Origin of the sequence: Aquimarina sp. RZ0, from assembly GCF_008370685.1 — a bacterium.
GTDB lineage: Bacteria > Bacteroidota > Bacteroidia > Flavobacteriales > Flavobacteriaceae > Aquimarina.
In genome coordinates, this window is sequence record NZ_VTZU01000034.1 from 44,775 (window position 1) to 60,274 (window position 15,500).

Consider the following 15,500-nt stretch of genomic DNA (forward strand, 5'->3'; position numbering starts at 1 on the left):
TTTTTCCAAATTTATGGAATAATTCCATATAAATAAAAATCAAATACTGTTAAAATTGGAATTTTTCCAAATTGTTTTATCTTTGCTACGGAATTATCCCAAATCATTTAAAGTGGAAATAAATAAATAGTAAGTTGTTGTATGGATAATTTAGCTAACCAAACCATTCAGCGTTTTAAACAAGTTCGCGAGGAAAATCATTTTACACAATCTGATTTTGCTAGGATTTTACAAATAAAAAATTCTACAGCGGATATTGAAAGGGGAAAAACTAAAATTTCTGGAAAGGTAGTCTCGAGATTGCTTCAGGAATTTGGTGTGAATCCTCTATGGCTGTTTGGAGAAAGTAATCAAAAGAAAATACAATTGGATCAGGGAGATGTGGCTCCAAAAGTTATTACTGTAGATTCTCAGAATAATGAAAATATTGTTTTGGTAAATGTGAAAGCAGCTGCGGGATACCCGCATAATATCCAAGATGTTGGCTGGTATCAGCAATTACCTGCATTTGATATCCCATTACCAGAGTATCGTAATGCTACATATCGTGGTTTTCAGGTAGAAGGAGAAAGTATGTTGCCTGTTTTGGAACCCAAAGAATGGGTTATTGGGAAAGCGGTTAATAATTTATCCGAACTTTCTGGTAATGCAATTTATGTAATCGTGCTTCATGATAGTGTTGTGGTTAAAAAGATCAGGAAGATTGAAGATCCTACAGCAGTTTCATTAGTTTCATTAAACGCTGAATTTTTACCATATAGCATTCAGATTCATCAGATTGTCGAGCTTTGGGAAGTAAATAGTAAATTGAGTTTTAATATTGATGCCAATTCTGATTCGGCAAGTATCAAACAATTGCAAGATGCTATGATAGCGCTTACATCAGAGGTCAGAAGTTTAAAAGATGTAAATGTATGATATATTAACCCGTTGTGTATTTAGACATTTTGGATATAAGATTCGTCAGTTCACTTGCTTCGACTTTAGTAGAAGTGTATTGAGAGTAGAATTTGAGTCCAAAAAAGCTATTCTCGACACATTTTGTCTTCACTTCATTTAGATAAAACACTCTAATTGACGCTTTTTTTTGATATAATTATTTCTAAATGAACAACTGGTTATATTAATCTTTACACGCATTTTATAATTGTAAAAAGCATGCAGATTTAAGGGAATATGTGATTGTCCATTTCTGAGTTCTGCAGATTCTACGCCAATACAACTTGCGGTCGAGAGTTGAGTCCAGGTATAATTTTTTTAGTTATCTCAGTTGTCAAGCTCTAAAAGAAAAGTATTCTTTTTTTTAGAATTTCTTCATCAACCAATCGTCAAGATTACACAGTAATTGGTATACTTATTTGCGGTTACTAAGTTTGTATTGTATTCTATATAAATATCTAGTCTTCATCGAGGTTTTTTTGGTAACGTCTTAGTTTTTTCAAAAAAAAATGGTAGGGTTATTTCTTATTAAATTGTTTTAGGATAGTGTAATTGATTTTATACGTTGGTCAAAAAAATGATAATTAAATATAATAAAAATTAAATTTTAAAAATGAAAAAATACACGATCATTACTAGTCTGTTAATATTATTTGTATGCTCAATGAATTGTATGTGGGCGCAAACAGCTAAAGGAACTAATGAATTGAAAATTGGGTATGGAATAGCTACAACTAATGATATAATAAATATAACATCTGAGGCAGTCATTTATACACTGACATTAGGGAATTCTACATTTTTAGAAAAGAATAGTTATGGAGCAGTATTTATTAGTTATAAACGGGCAATCGCAAATAACCTACTGTTGGGAGTTGCTTTTACGTATCAAAATTCAGATGGAGATGTGATAACCGGAAGATCAAAAATTGGAGATTTTGAAGAAGAATATTATACAATAGCTTTAGAATCAGATTATCATTATATCTCCAAGGATATTTTTAAAATGTATTCCGGTTTAGGAATAGGATATACTATAAGAAATGAAGATTTTAGAGCAACAGATGCTAATTTCAGTAATGAATCAATGAATTCTAATCATTTTAATTTTCAAATAACAGGAATTGGAGTTCGGGTTGGTAAAGCACTATCTGGCTATGCAGAAGCAGGTTTCGGGTATAGAGGTGTTCTTAATCTAGGAGTTTCTTATCAATTTTAATAAAATTTTGTTTATGATTTGAACAAGTATCACTTAGAGGATTTCGATTTTTTGAGTGATACTTTTTAGATTTACAGGGGATAGATTCCATAAGGTTTTTTAGAGAATATCAAACTTTCTGGCATGTTCTTCGGCTTCTATTGTTGTTCTAACCAATAGAATTGGAGTAGACTTAAATGAACTAATTATTTTTTGGATACGTTTTTCTTTCCTTTTGTGATTAACACTTCTTAAGTAAATAGCTAAAATCCTATTTGGATGGTCTTTTGCAATTTTTGTATAGATATCTGCATCTTTTTCTCCGCTATCACCGATTAATACAAATTTTAGTTTTGGATATAATTGCAATAGATTTAAAATCTCGGATTGCTTATGTGGGGATTTAGGTTTTGGAGTTTTATCAAAAGGAGTTCTGAAATCCCTGAGAAGAATTGGACCTTCTGGAAAACCATGTTTGCAAAGAAAGGCATTGAGATAATCATATAAATTCCAGGGACTATTACTTACATAAAATACAGGATTTGAAGCGTGTTTATTTTTTCCAGATTGTAGTTTTTTATAAAACTTTACAGTTCCTTCCAGAGGTAACCTTCTGTCAAAATTTTTGAAAAAAGTATTAGCGATGACTCTCCATTTGAATAATGAAGCAACTCCGGTATGTAGGATAGTGTCGTCAATATCGCTTATAATTCCATAACTAGCCTCTTGAGACGGGACTAACATTTTTCCTGAAAAAGCATTAGAGTTAGTGATATTTTTTTTAAATATGTTTTTGTAGGAAATCGTATAATGTACCCATCCTTTATCATCAATTAGGTGGCTCTCTATTGTTGTTTTTTTATCGAAGAAATAGTAGCCTTCAGTATCTGTTTTTGTGGTAAATGATTTTCCTTCAGGAAGATGTAGTGTAATTTCCTCATTGGGGATTTCATCACTTTCAAATTGTTTATAAATATTATGTAAAGTTTTTAGTGTTCCGGTATTTCCACTAAAATCTATATTCTCATCTTTTAATGCTCTGCCTATAGCACGTAATCTCGTATTGGTGCCATACCCTAAATAAGAGTTGATTCGTAAGGATTTTTTTTTAAACATAATTAGTGATAATCTATAAAGATAAAAAACCTCGCATACGAGCGAGGTTTTTTGTTTGAAATTTCATAGGTTAATAATCGATCATTTTTATTGTGCGATAATTTCTTCTGACATCGTATTTTTTTTCATTCTTTTTAAACTTTTATTACTTAAGGGTTTCTGTGGTTTAAAAATAGTATTTTCTTTGTTTTGAGTTGTTGCAACTGCAGTTTCTGAAGTATGCCCTCCTAATATAGGCGCAATAACAAGTCCTATAAGACAGGTGAGTTTAATTAAAATATTCATAGATGGACCAGAAGTATCTTTAAAAGGATCACCAACAGTATCTCCAGTAACAGCTGCTTTGTGAGCTTCAGAGCCTTTATAAGTCATTTCTCCGTTAATTTCTACACCTGCTTCAAATGACTTTTTGGCATTATCCCAGGCACCGCCAGCATTGTTTTGAAAAATGGCCCATAATACACCACTTACAGTTACTCCGGCCATATATCCTCCAAGCATTTCGGCAATTGCTAATTTTTCCATTCCGAATAATAAGGGAATAAAAGCGATTACTAATGGAAATCCAATAGTTAATAGACCTGGGAGCATCATTTCTTTTAGAGAAGCCTTGGTTGAAATAGCAACACATTTATCATATTCAGGTTTTCCTGTACCTTCCATAATCCCTGGAATATCTCTAAACTGACGGCGTACTTCCTGTACCATTTCCATAGCAGCTTTACCTACAGCATTCATTGCTAAAGCAGAGAATACGACGGGTATCATACCTCCTACGAATAGCATAGCTAAAACAGGGGCTTTAAAAATATTAATACCATTGATTCCAGTAAAAGTTACATAAGCAGCAAATAGTGCTAGTGATGTCAATGCAGCAGAAGCAATTGCAAAACCTTTTCCTGTGGCAGCAGTTGTATTGCCTACAGAGTCCAAAATATCAGTACGTTCCCTTACAATAGGTTCTTGCTCGCTCATTTCTGCAATACCACCCGCGTTGTCTGAGATCGGTCCAAAAGCATCTATTGCTAGTTGCATTGCAGTAGTAGCCATCATGGCAGAAGCGGCTAGTGCAACTCCATAAAACCCTGCAAAAGCATAGGATGCCCAAATGGCTCCTGCAAATAATAAAACAGAAGGAAAGGTAGAGATCATCCCGGTTGCTAGTCCTGCGATAATATTGGTTCCGGCACCTGTACTGGATTGTTGAACAATTTTGAGAATTGGTGATTTTCCTAAGCCTGTGTAGTATTCTGTAACAGATGAGATAACTGCTCCTACGAGTAAGCCTACCAAAGTAGCATAAAAAACTCTCATTGAAGAAATTTCTAGTAAGCCTTCACCAAAGAATTCCATTTTCATTGTTCCCGGAAGCATCCATTTACATAAGGCAAAACACCCAACCGCTACCAGAATGATGGATGTCCAGTTTCCGACATTTAGAGCTCCCATTACCTGAGCTTCTTTTGCTTCATTACTTTTGATTTTGACCAGCATTGTACCTATTATAGAAATGATAATGCCCACACCTGCTATTGCCATGGGTAATAGAATAGGTCCGATACCTCCAAAAGCATCGGTAATAGTACCTCCCATATCCTTGATTACGTAATTTCCCAATACCATAGCTGCAAGTACTGTGGCTACATAAGATCCAAATAAATCGGCTCCCATACCAGCAACATCACCTACATTATCACCTACATTATCCGCAATAGTAGCTGGGTTACGAGGGTCATCTTCAGGGATACCTGCTTCTACCTTACCTACAAGGTCAGCACCTACGTCTGCAGCTTTAGTATAAATACCACCACCTACACGGGCGAATAAAGCAATAGATTCTGCACCCAAAGAAAACCCGGCTAGGGTTTCCAGTACAATAGTCATCTTTTCTGTAGAAACCCATTCACCTCCCATAAAGAAGTTATAAAAAATGATAAAAAAAGCTGTTAAACCTAAGACAGCTAATCCTGCAACTCCAAGCCCCATTACAGTGCCGCCTCCAAAAGATATTTTAAGCGCATTTGGCAAACTAGTACGAGCTGCCTGTGTAGTTCTAACATTTGTTTTTGTTGCAATTTTCATTCCTATGTTTCCTGCATATGCAGAGAATACAGCACCAAAGACAAAGGCAACTACAATCAACCAATGCGTGGTATCTACTACAATAGAAACGATAAATAATAAGACACTTACGATGACTACAAATATGGCAAGTAACTTATACTCTGCGCTTAAAAAAGCTAGGGCTCCTTCATAAATATGATCTGAAATTTCTTTCATTTTACCATCCCCTGGATCCTGTTTCATTACCCAAGATTTTTTAACTAGCATATAAATTAGCCCTAGTAATGCCAAAACAATTGGCATATAAATCATATTTGATTCCATTAAGTGAATTTTTAGTTAATCAGTTTTTAAATGTAGTAAAATTCATCAAATATAAAAAGCGCAATACTTACTTAAAAATACTGCGCTTTTGTAGGTTTTAGGCTAATTATTTAGTATATACTAAAAAGTCCTTCCGGTTTGTTTTCGATATCTTCAAAACGTTTAACACTCGTTTTTATAATTTCTCTTGCTTCTTCAATATTACCCCATCCACCTACAGCTACTTTTTTCTTTTCTAAATCCTTGTACACTTTAAAAAAGTGTTCTATTTCTGCAATCAAATGTGGATTCAATTCCTTAAGATCTGCTATTTTATTTGCAATTGGATCCGAAATAGGAACACATATGATTTTTTCGTCAGGACCTTTTTCATCAGTCATATGAAAAACACCAATAGGCTTTACCTCCATAACACAGCCAGGAAATGTGGGTTCTGTAACTAATACCAAAACATCAAGAGGATCTCCGTCTAATGCAAGGGTTTCAGGAATAAATCCATAGTCTGCCGGATACATCATTGATGAAAAAATCATACGATCGTATCTGATCTTTTTTATGTCAAAATCATATTCATATTTATTACGACTTCCTTTCGGTATTTCGATTAGTACATCGAAACTTTCGCGAGTTGATGCGCTCATATTTTATTCTTGTTTTTATAGGCGGCAAATATAAGTATTACAAGGGGGGAGTTAAAATTTAGAACCAAGAATTATTATGTTTTTATAAAAGATTAAGGATAAGTTAACCAAGAATGTTTTTCAATAAAACAATGTGGAATGAAGATTAATATAATCTTATAAGTAATGATCATTTTTTAGCCTTGTTGTTTTGGCTATCAGATACGATCTTATAAACGATTCTTAGAAATAAAATCCAAAAGACCCGGTAACCCCAAACTTACGAGCATCAGGGTTGTCAAAGTAATTTCCTCTAAAATGAAAATCGATTCTAAAGATTTTAAATATATTTCCTACACCTACACTATATTCCCAGTATACCTCATCATCCGGAGCGATAAGTATTTCATTCGAGGGTTCACTAAGGAGTAAATTTTCTTCTGATAACTCACCCCAGACACCTCTAATGCCTACTAATTCTCTAAGATTTAGTTTTCTCAACAATGGAATTCTAGAAAATATTCTACCATTGAAATTATGTTCCATATGTAAGGCCGCATATGTATCTGTTACAAATTCATAAAAATTTAATAAGGGAAACGTATTTTGAATAGATAGGTATGTTTGATTACCTGGTACCACACTTAATAAGCCTAAAGGAACTTCACCAAATGTTTTTCCCAATTCCAGGGAACTATTTAAGACTCCAAATCCTCCAATATTCCAGGGTTGTCTATAAAAAAATTGAACTTTTTGATATTCAAAATCACTTTCTAGAATATGGTCAAGACCAGCTGAATAATTAAGGAATAATTGAGCAAAATCACCATCATTTACTGTGATTCTATCTACACCATAACCCGTTGTCTTTCGTCTAGGATAATAGGCAAGCGTAGTTGATATTTCTGCCTGTTTAATTTCTGATTTCTGAACGCCTGTATCAGGATCAATAAAGTCTAAACTAAATAAATTACTATCCGCAGGTTTCAAGGTTCTAAAAGAGCCTGTTACTCCTATTGTAAAGTTCTTTCTTGGTTCTATTTGCATAGAAAATGCAGATAGATTTATAGAAGTTAGCCTAGTGTTATCACCGGTAGATACAATAGAAGAAGAGGCAAGACTTCTACCTTCTACATCATTAGTATTCGTAAGGCTGGCTCCTAGTTGTTCTACATCACGTCTATTCCCGGCTGATACTATCAATCTTGATTTGCGATCCACCAAATATTTTCCAGAAATTCCATATTTGAATTTATTGTCATTAAATCCATAGGCTCCATATCCTTCTATCCTCCATCGATCATTGGCGGTAAAATAAGTTCTACCTCCAGCTCTAAGTCTAAATCCTTCAATTGAGTTATATCCAATAGTAGAAAAAAGAGGGCCAAAATCCCATCCATTAAACTCGACATATCCAGTAGCTAATATTGTACCTATATTATATAAACGTTTGAAGGCTTTTACAGTTTTGAGTGTGTCAAGAAGTTTATATACCTTTTGTTCATCTTTGTTTAATTTTTCCATTCTGGCATTCGACCAAAATGCATCTTCTCTATTATAAATATCCTGATTATACGGGTCTACCTGACTTTGATAAAACTTTCTGTCTTTCTTTTGGTCAAATTTGTAATTGTCGTATAAAGTGGTTCTTTTTCCATAAACTCCTCTTGATTTTTCTTTTTTATTAAAAGAGAAATCAGATTGGAAATAATCTTTGGTGATCAAAAATATGGAATCATTCAGGACATCAAACTCTTGTTCGATATACAAATCTTTTACCCAGTTGATATTCGCACTTTTGGTAACTTCCAGATTGATTTCTTTGATAGCCCAGGTAGAATCATTTACCCAAAAATCGCCTTTAAATGTTAATTCATTTTTTCGTCTGGGATAGTAGATAATATTATAACACCATTTGTTTCCGATGTATGCACTATCAGATAATACATAATTATACACATTAATACCAGTTCTGGATAAGGGGCTGGTAAAACTTTTGTCAAAAAACTTTAGGTAATTGTCATATATATCATAATCAGAATATAAATCTTTTACAAACGCAATTAGCGTTTGATTATCACTGAATCCTGCATTTTTATTTCCTTTTAAAACTTCTTTGAGTTCATTAAGCTCATTATCTCCGTACACTTTAGAAATAGCCTCGTTAAGAAATATTGGTAAATAGGTTTTTCCTGTGATCCTGGAGGTGTCTATATCTTCAAATATAAACTCCATTCCATTGAAAATTTTGCTATTTACCAGAGCACTGTCTATAGTATTAAGGTCAAATTCTAGTTTTTCGTACTTGTCGTAATTATATTGCTTGAATTTTTTAACACCATTTTCTCTTCGATTTTCCCAAATCTTTCTTAGAATATCTATGGCAGGATTATTTTTTTTAGAAGTTTTTCCTTTATAAATAACAACTTCATCCAAAGAAGCGGCTTCTTCTTCCAAAATAACCTCCATATTATAGGTAGTTCGCTGATTAAGTTTGATAGTCTTGTTTTCAAACCCAATAAAAGAGACTTTGATACTACTATAATTATCATCAGATTCCATATAGAACTTACCGTTTTCATCAGTAATTGTTCCTATAGTAGAATTAACATAAACAATATTCGCAAATGGAATAGGTTGTTTATAACTATCATATACATAACCGCTAACCTTTGTTTGTGCAAAAAGAAAAGAACTGCTAAAAGCAATGCATAAAACCCCTAAAACCCAATATCTCATCTAATATTTTTAAATAAAGTAATAATAATGATGTAAAGCTCAGTTCATCCTTGCAATTTTCGAGCCAATTTTAGGAAAAAATAAAATAAGCACAGAAATTATGTAATAGTATACAAAGTAAAGGGGTTCTTGTTATTTATACATTACTTTTTTGACAGCTTTAACAACATCTTCACTGTTTGGTAACCATTGTTCTAATAAAACAGGAGAATATGGTGTTGGAGTGTCTGCAGTATTAATTTTTATAATTGGAGCATCCAGATAATCAAACATATTGGATTGAACCTGATATGTGATTTCTGAAGCAATATTCGCAAGAGGCCAAGCTTCTTCTAGAATTACTAATCTGTTGGTTTTCTTTACAGAAGTAAAGATAGCATCCAGATCAAGAGGTCGTACCGTTCTTAAATCTATTATTTCACAAGATATATTTTCTTTTGCAAGCGCATCAGCAGCTTTGTATGCTTCTTTGATGATTTTTCCAAAAGAAACTACAGTTACATCACTACCTTCTCTTTTAATCTCGGCAACTCCAAGAGGGATTGTAAATTCTCCTTCAGGAACTTCTCCTTTATCTCCATACATTTGCTCGCTCTCCATAAAAATAACAGGATCGTTATCACGAATAGCTGATTTTAAAAGACCTTTTGCATCTTTTGGGTTTGATGGAATAACTACTTTAAGCCCAGGTGTATTGGCAAACCAGTTCTCAAAAGCCTGTGAGTGTGTTGCCCCCAGTTGTCCTGCAGAGGCAGTAGGTCCTCTAAAAACAATAGGTATATTAAACTGACCACCACTCATCTGACGCATTTTTGCAGCGTTATTTATAATTTGATCTATACCTACAAGTGAGAAATTAAATGTCATAAATTCTATGATTGGGCGATTGCCATTCATGGCACTACCTACACCAATACCTGCAAACCCTAACTCAGAAATAGGAGTATCGATAACTCTGTCAGAGCCAAACTCGTCAAGCATTCCTTTACTAGCTTTGTAAGCTCCATTGTATTCTGCCACTTCTTCACCCATTAAATAAATGGATTCGTCACGGCGCATTTCTTCGCTCATTGCTTCGCAAATTGCTTCTCTGAATTGTATCGTTTTCATTTATAAATAATTATTTTTGTGCTACAAGAATGGCAAAAATAGCAATTAATACCCTTTGCCAATCATGGAATATTGAAAAATTTACTATGCATGCATAGTAAATTCGACATTTTATTTGTACTTTCGCTTTTATTGTTAAATTCTCAAAAAATACCTATATAAAATGAAGATATTAGTTTGTATAAGCCATGTACCAGACACAACTTCTAAAATTAATTTTACAGAAAGTGATACCAAGTTTGATACTAATGGAGTACAGTTTGTTATAAATCCTAATGATGAGTTTGGTTTAACCCGCGCTATGTGGTTTAAAGAGAAACAGGGAGCCTCTGTAGATGTTGTAAATGTTGGTGGAGCAGAAACTGAGGCTACCTTACGTAAAGCCCTGGCAATTGGAGCAGATACTGCTATTAGAATAAATACGGAGGCTACAGATGGTTTTTATGTAGCTAAACAATTAGCAAAAGTTGTACAGGACGGAAGTTATGATCTTGTCATTGCGGGAAGAGAATCTATTGATTATAATGGAGGGATGGTGCCTGGAATGCTGGCAGCACTTACCGGAGCAAGTTTTATAAATACGTGTATAGGTCTGGAAGTAGCGGGGGATACTGCGACAGCGATTCGAGAAATTGATGGAGGGAAAGAAACGTCAACGGCAAAATTACCCTTAATTATAGGTGGTCAAAAAGGACTGGTAGAAGAAAGTGATCTCCGCATTCCTAATATGAGAGGTATTATGATGGCACGTAAGAAACCGCTTAATGTGATAGAACCCATCGAATCTGATCAGGGAACTAAAACAATTAAATTTGAAAAACCTGCTCCAAAAGGAGAAGTAACCTTGGTTTCTCCTGATAATGTAGGTGAGTTAGTTACGTTATTACATAACGAAGCTAAAGCAATATAATAATATAAATGAATGCCTATTTAGAATAGGTTCAATACAAAAAAAATAGTATATATGTCAGTTTTAGTATACACAGAAAGTGAATCAGGTAAATTTAAGAAAGCTGCTTTTGAAGTAGCATCTTATGCAAAAGAAGTTGCTAATATGCTTGGAACAACCGTTACTGCTGTTAGTATAAATGCGGATAATAGTAATGAACTAGGAGATTATGGTGTAGATAAAGTGTTAGAAATTAAAAATGATAAGCTTTCTGCCTTTAATGCAAAAGCATATGCAGATTCGATAAAACAAGCTGCAGAAAAAGAAGATGCAAAAGTAGTAGTAATTAGTTCTAGTGCTGATAGTAAATTCTTAGCTTCTATATTAGCAGTATATCTTACTGCTGGATATGCTTCTAATGTGGTGGCTCTGCCAGAAAGTACTTCTCCTTTTGCAGTAAAGAGAACAGCTTTTACTAATAAAGCATTTAGTATCACAGAAATTTCTACAGATATAAAAGTTATAGGGTTATCTAATAACGCTTTTGGGCTTAGAGAAGTATCTGGATCAGCTACGGCAGAAAGTTTTGAGCCATCATTATCAGAAGATGATTTTGCGGTAGAGGTAGTCTCTGTAGATAAAGCAACAGATAAAGTTTCTATTGCTGATGCCGAAGTGGTGGTATCAGGAGGTCGTGGTCTTAAAGGGCCAGAGAATTGGTCTATGATAGAAGATCTTGCAGAAGTACTTGGGGCGGCAACAGCCTGTTCTAAGCCTGTTAGTGATATGGGATGGAGGCCTCATAGTGAGCACGTAGGACAAACAGGAAAGCCTGTTGCTTCTAATTTGTATATTGCTGTAGGGATTTCTGGAGCAATTCAACACCTTGCAGGGATCAATTCCAGTAAAGTAAAAGTGGTTATTAATAATGACCCGGAAGCACCGTTCTTTAAAGCTGCTGATTACGGAATTGTAGGAGATGCCTTTGAGGTGGTGCCGCAACTAATCGAAAAATTAAAGGAATTTAAGGCTAATAACGCATAATTTTCATAAATTGTGCCCAATAAAGGGCTGTTTGAACTCAGGTAAAAGTCCATTTGTTCAAACAGCCTTTTTTATTGAATACTACTATGAGTTTAGTTCGCTTGAACATTAAAGGGATATCTTACAGTCAAACGCAAAATGGAGCGTATGCATTGATTTTGAGTGAGATGGAGGGGGAGAGAAAACTCCCCATCGTTATCGGCGCTTTTGAAGCACAATCAATTGCTATTGCTTTAGAAAAAGAAATAAAACCTCCACGACCACTAACACACGATCTGTTTAAAAATTTTGCAGATAGATTCGATATTGTTGTGAAACAAGTGATTATTCACAAGCTGGTAGATGGCGTTTTTTATTCTAGTATTATCTGCGAGCGCGATAAGATTGAAGAAATAATAGATGCCAGAACGAGTGATGCTATTGCTTTGGCACTAAGATTTCAGGCACCTATATTTACTTATAAAAACATTTTAGATCAAGCAGGTATTTATCTTAAAGTAAATCCTAAAAAAGATGATGACAACGCTCCTGAAAGTTTATTGGTAGATGAATTGATTTCTGATGAAGTAGAAATGGTGGGAAAAGAAACTAGTTATCAGGATTTATCTATAGATGAACTAGGACGTATGTTAGAACAAGCTGTTAATAATGAAGATTACGAGCTTGCTGCAAGAATTAGAGATGAAATTTCTAAACGAGGATAGTTCCCTAACTTACTATAACCATAGAAAGTATAAATAATATTTCCATATTTATGAAAAAAGGGCTACTGTTTTCTCTGTTTTTACTATTTGTGTTTGCCAAAGTTTTGTCTCAATCAATTGAGAAAAAGTGGGTTTTAGAACGCGTAAAAGATTCTTCTGAGAAACTTTTTGAGATAGCTAATGATGATTATCTTCAATTAAATAAAGGAACCTTTTTATTCCGTAACCAATTAGAATCTCTCAAAGGAGACTATGTGGCACAAAACAATGTGTTACTTTTTTTTCCAGATATAAAGGAAGACTCTATCATTAAGTTTAAGATTAATAGTAAAACCGATTCTACTTTGGTTTTATCCAAAAAAGATCGTTCTTATTTCTTTATTTCCGAAAAAAAAGAGGCGGCAGTGACTCCAGTTATAGAAGAAGAGATTAATGCTTCGGGATTAATACCTAATCAAGGGTTTTCATTCACAAGCCTATGGAGAGGTGTTTTAGGGATGGTAGTACTTCTTATCATTGCCTTTTTGTTCAGTAGTAATCGAAAAGCTATTAACTGGAAAACCGTTGGAGTTGGATTAGGAGCACAGTTATTATTAGCTTTTGGAGTGTTAAAAGTTGGTTTTGTTCAGAAAGTTTTTGAGGTAGTGGGACAGATGTTTGTGAAAATTCTCGATTTCACCAGAGCAGGAAGTGAGTTTTTATTGGGAGGAATGATGGATGTGGAGAGTTTTGGATTTATTTTTTTATTTCAGGTATTACCGACCATTATTTTCTTTTCGGCCTTGACCTCAGTATTATTCTATTTGGGTGTTATTCAGATAGTAGTTAAAGGGATGGCTTGGGTGTTGACAAAACTTATGGGAATTTCTGGAGCAGAGAGTTTAAGTGTTGCCGGAAATATATTTTTAGGACAAACAGAAGCGCCTTTAATGATTAAGGCATACCTGGAAAGAATGACCCGTTCCGAAATTTTACTGGTGATGATAGGAGGAATGGCTACAGTTGCAGGAGGTGTACTGGCAGCATATATCGGTTTTCTTGGAGGAGAAGATCCTGTTTTGAGACTAGAATTTGCTAAACACTTATTAGCAGCATCTGTAATGGCTGCGCCAGGAGCTATTGTGATTTCAAAGTTATTATATCCTCAACAAGAGGCAATAGATACAGATGTGAAGGTTTCTGCGGATAAAATAGGGTCAAATATTCTTGATGCCATTGCAAATGGTACAACAGAAGGCTTAAAGTTGGCTGCAAATGTTGGTGCTATGTTACTGGTGTTCATCGCTTTTATTGCAATGATTAATTATGGTTTTGGGAAATTTGGACAACTTACAGGATTTAATTCATATCTCGAAAAACATACACCTTATGATGCTTTTTCATTAGAATCTATTTTGGGTACTGTTTTTGCTCCGTTAATGTGGTTAATAGGTGTTGCAAAAGAAGATATAATGCTAATGGGACAATTATTAGGTATTAAGCTTGCAGCTAGTGAATTTGTTGGTTATATCCAATTAGCAGATCTTAAGAATCCTGCAAATCCACTTCATCTAACGTATAATAAATCGGTTATTATGGCGACTTATATGCTGTGTGGTTTTGCTAATTTTGCATCTATTGGTATTCAGATTGGGGGAATAGGATCTCTAGCACCAGGAAAAAGAAAAACCTTGTCAGAATTCGGAATGAAAGCATTAATAGGAGGGACAATTGCGTCTTTATTATCTGCAACAATTGCAGGTATGATTATCGGATAATGATTAATAGAGTCTTTTTTTGTTAAAAAAATAATTTAGCATGCTTTTTTATAACTATTTCATAATCCAGATATTAATCGATCTCTCAAATCCTATTTTTCGTATATTTGACAAAAATTTTTATAATTTTAACATACTCAATAAAAAGTTACTACAGGGAATATGAAGCAATATCTTGATCTAGTACGGCACGTACTTGAAAACGGTAATGAGAAAGGTGATAGAACAGGAACAGGAACAAAAAGTGTTTTTGGCTATCAGATGCGATTTGATCTTGGTGAAGGTTTCCCAATGGTAACTACTAAGAAATTACATCTTAAATCTATTGTTTATGAATTACTATGGTTTCTCAATGGGGATACTAATGTAAAATATTTACAAGAAAACGGAGTCCGTATTTGGAATGAATGGGCTGATGATAATGGTAATTTAGGTCCGGTATATGGTCATCAGTGGCGTAATTGGGGCAATAATGAAATTGATCAGATTAAAGAAATTGTAGATACGTTAAAGAGTAACCCCAATAGTAGAAGAATGCTAGTGTCCGCTTGGAATCCTAGTGTATTGCCGGATACTTCGAAGTCTTTTTCAGAGAATGTCGCTAATGGCAAGGCTGCTCTTCCTCCATGTCACGCTTTTTTTCAATTCTATGTGGCAGATGGAAAATTGTCTTGTCAATTATATCAGAGAAGTGCTGATATATTTCTGGGAGTACCGTTTAATATAGCTTCGTATGCTTTGCTGACAATGATGATGGCTCAGGTATGTGGCTACGAAGCAGGAGATTTTATACATACTTTTGGAGATGCGCATATATATAATAACCATCTCGAACAATTAGAATTGCAGTTGTCAAGAACGCCAAGAAGTTTACCGAGAATTAAGATTAATCCGGAGGTGAAAAATATTTTTGACTTCGTTTTTGATGATTTCGTGTTAGAAGATTATAATCCACATCCACACATAAAAGGTATAGTGGCTATTTAATATTTTTCT

Annotated in this window: 12 protein-coding genes; 7 read left to right on the forward strand and 5 right to left on the reverse strand. The window is 34.2% G+C overall.

Annotated elements, in window-relative coordinates; all coding sequences use genetic code 11:
* Window positions 1–141: 141 nt before the first annotated feature.
* Both F0000_RS14040 and F0000_RS14045 read left to right on the forward strand, forming a co-directional pair.
* The gene (locus F0000_RS14040; protein WP_149625354.1) at window positions 142–918 is read left to right on the forward strand and encodes a LexA family transcriptional regulator; all 777 of its coding nucleotides are present in this window, start codon (window positions 142–144) and stop codon (window positions 916–918) included.
* A 634-nt stretch (window positions 919–1,552) separates the two neighbouring features.
* Window positions 1,553–2,158, forward strand: coding sequence for a hypothetical protein (locus F0000_RS14045; RefSeq protein ID WP_149625355.1), 606 nt, complete (start codon window positions 1,553–1,555; stop codon window positions 2,156–2,158).
* Window positions 2,159–2,257: 99 nt separating this feature from the next.
* On the opposite strand, the gene F0000_RS14050 is transcribed toward F0000_RS14045, so the two are convergent.
* The 5 genes from F0000_RS14050 to F0000_RS14070 all read right to left on the reverse strand — a co-directional run bounded on the left by F0000_RS14050 (window position 2,258) and on the right by F0000_RS14070 (window position 10,110).
* Window positions 2,258–3,253 (reverse strand): App1 family protein, encoded by a 996-nt coding sequence (locus F0000_RS14050; protein WP_255452754.1) that lies wholly within the window; start codon window positions 3,251–3,253, stop codon window positions 2,258–2,260.
* An 87-nt stretch (window positions 3,254–3,340) separates the two neighbouring features.
* A complete protein-coding gene (locus F0000_RS14055) occupies window positions 3,341–5,641 on the reverse strand; it encodes a sodium-translocating pyrophosphatase (protein WP_255452755.1) in 2,301 nt (766 codons plus the stop codon).
* Window positions 5,642–5,751: 110 nt separating this feature from the next.
* Window positions 5,752–6,282: an inorganic diphosphatase gene (locus F0000_RS14060; RefSeq protein WP_149625357.1), complete on the reverse strand. Its 531-nt coding sequence runs from the start codon at window positions 6,280–6,282 to the stop codon at window positions 5,752–5,754.
* A 222-nt stretch (window positions 6,283–6,504) separates the two neighbouring features.
* Entirely contained in the window at window positions 6,505–9,000 is a 2,496-nt protein-coding gene (locus F0000_RS14065) for a DUF5686 and carboxypeptidase-like regulatory domain-containing protein (protein ID WP_149625358.1), read from the reverse strand.
* Window positions 9,001–9,132: 132 nt separating this feature from the next.
* The gene (locus tag F0000_RS14070; RefSeq protein WP_149625359.1) at window positions 9,133–10,110 is read right to left on the reverse strand and encodes a pyruvate dehydrogenase complex E1 component subunit beta; all 978 of its coding nucleotides are present in this window, start codon (window positions 10,108–10,110) and stop codon (window positions 9,133–9,135) included.
* A gap of 163 nt (window positions 10,111–10,273) precedes the next feature.
* On the opposite strand from F0000_RS14070, the gene F0000_RS14075 reads away from it, so the two are divergent.
* The 5 genes from F0000_RS14075 to F0000_RS14095 all read left to right on the forward strand — a co-directional run bounded on the left by F0000_RS14075 (window position 10,274) and on the right by F0000_RS14095 (window position 15,491).
* Window positions 10,274–11,020 carry an electron transfer flavoprotein subunit beta/FixA family protein gene (locus F0000_RS14075; protein ID WP_149625360.1) on the forward strand — a complete coding sequence of 249 codons (747 nt, stop codon included), beginning with the start codon at window positions 10,274–10,276 and terminating at the stop codon, window positions 11,018–11,020.
* Window positions 11,021–11,074: 54 nt separating this feature from the next.
* Window positions 11,075–12,043, forward strand: a complete 969-nt coding sequence (locus F0000_RS14080) for an electron transfer flavoprotein subunit alpha/FixB family protein (protein ID WP_149625361.1) — start codon at window positions 11,075–11,077, stop codon at window positions 12,041–12,043.
* An 86-nt stretch (window positions 12,044–12,129) separates the two neighbouring features.
* Complete coding sequence (locus tag F0000_RS14085; protein WP_149625362.1) at window positions 12,130–12,747, forward strand: bifunctional nuclease family protein; 618 nt, start codon at window positions 12,130–12,132, stop codon at window positions 12,745–12,747.
* Between the two features lie 50 nt (window positions 12,748–12,797).
* Complete coding sequence (locus F0000_RS14090) at window positions 12,798–14,504, forward strand: NupC/NupG family nucleoside CNT transporter (RefSeq protein ID WP_149625363.1); 1,707 nt, start codon at window positions 12,798–12,800, stop codon at window positions 14,502–14,504.
* Between the two features lie 162 nt (window positions 14,505–14,666).
* Complete coding sequence (locus tag F0000_RS14095) at window positions 14,667–15,491, forward strand: thymidylate synthase (protein WP_149625364.1); 825 nt, start codon at window positions 14,667–14,669, stop codon at window positions 15,489–15,491.
* Window positions 15,492–15,500 lie beyond the last annotated feature (9 nt).

Bases quoted from the DNA above. Each gene is read 5' to 3' on its own strand.
- F0000_RS14040 (WP_149625354.1), top strand. From the start codon at position 142: ATGGATAATTTAGCTAACCAAACCATTCAGCGTTTTAAACAAGTTCGC.
- F0000_RS14045 (WP_149625355.1), top strand. From the start codon at position 1,553: ATGAAAAAATACACGATCATTACTAGTCTGTTAATATTATTTGTATGC.
- F0000_RS14050 (WP_255452754.1), bottom strand. From the start codon at position 3,253: ATGTTTAAAAAAAAATCCTTACGAATCAACTCTTATTTAGGGTATGGC.
- F0000_RS14055 (WP_255452755.1), bottom strand. From the start codon at position 5,641: ATGGAATCAAATATGATTTATATGCCAATTGTTTTGGCATTACTAGGG.
- F0000_RS14060 (WP_149625357.1), bottom strand. From the start codon at position 6,282: ATGAGCGCATCAACTCGCGAAAGTTTCGATGTACTAATCGAAATACCG.
- F0000_RS14065 (WP_149625358.1), bottom strand. From the start codon at position 9,000: ATGAGATATTGGGTTTTAGGGGTTTTATGCATTGCTTTTAGCAGTTCT.
- F0000_RS14070 (WP_149625359.1), bottom strand. From the start codon at position 10,110: ATGAAAACGATACAATTCAGAGAAGCAATTTGCGAAGCAATGAGCGAA.
- F0000_RS14075 (WP_149625360.1), top strand. From the start codon at position 10,274: ATGAAGATATTAGTTTGTATAAGCCATGTACCAGACACAACTTCTAAA.
- F0000_RS14080 (WP_149625361.1), top strand. From the start codon at position 11,075: ATGTCAGTTTTAGTATACACAGAAAGTGAATCAGGTAAATTTAAGAAA.
- F0000_RS14085 (WP_149625362.1), top strand. From the start codon at position 12,130: ATGAGTTTAGTTCGCTTGAACATTAAAGGGATATCTTACAGTCAAACG.
- F0000_RS14090 (WP_149625363.1), top strand. From the start codon at position 12,798: ATGAAAAAAGGGCTACTGTTTTCTCTGTTTTTACTATTTGTGTTTGCC.
- F0000_RS14095 (WP_149625364.1), top strand. From the start codon at position 14,667: ATGAAGCAATATCTTGATCTAGTACGGCACGTACTTGAAAACGGTAAT.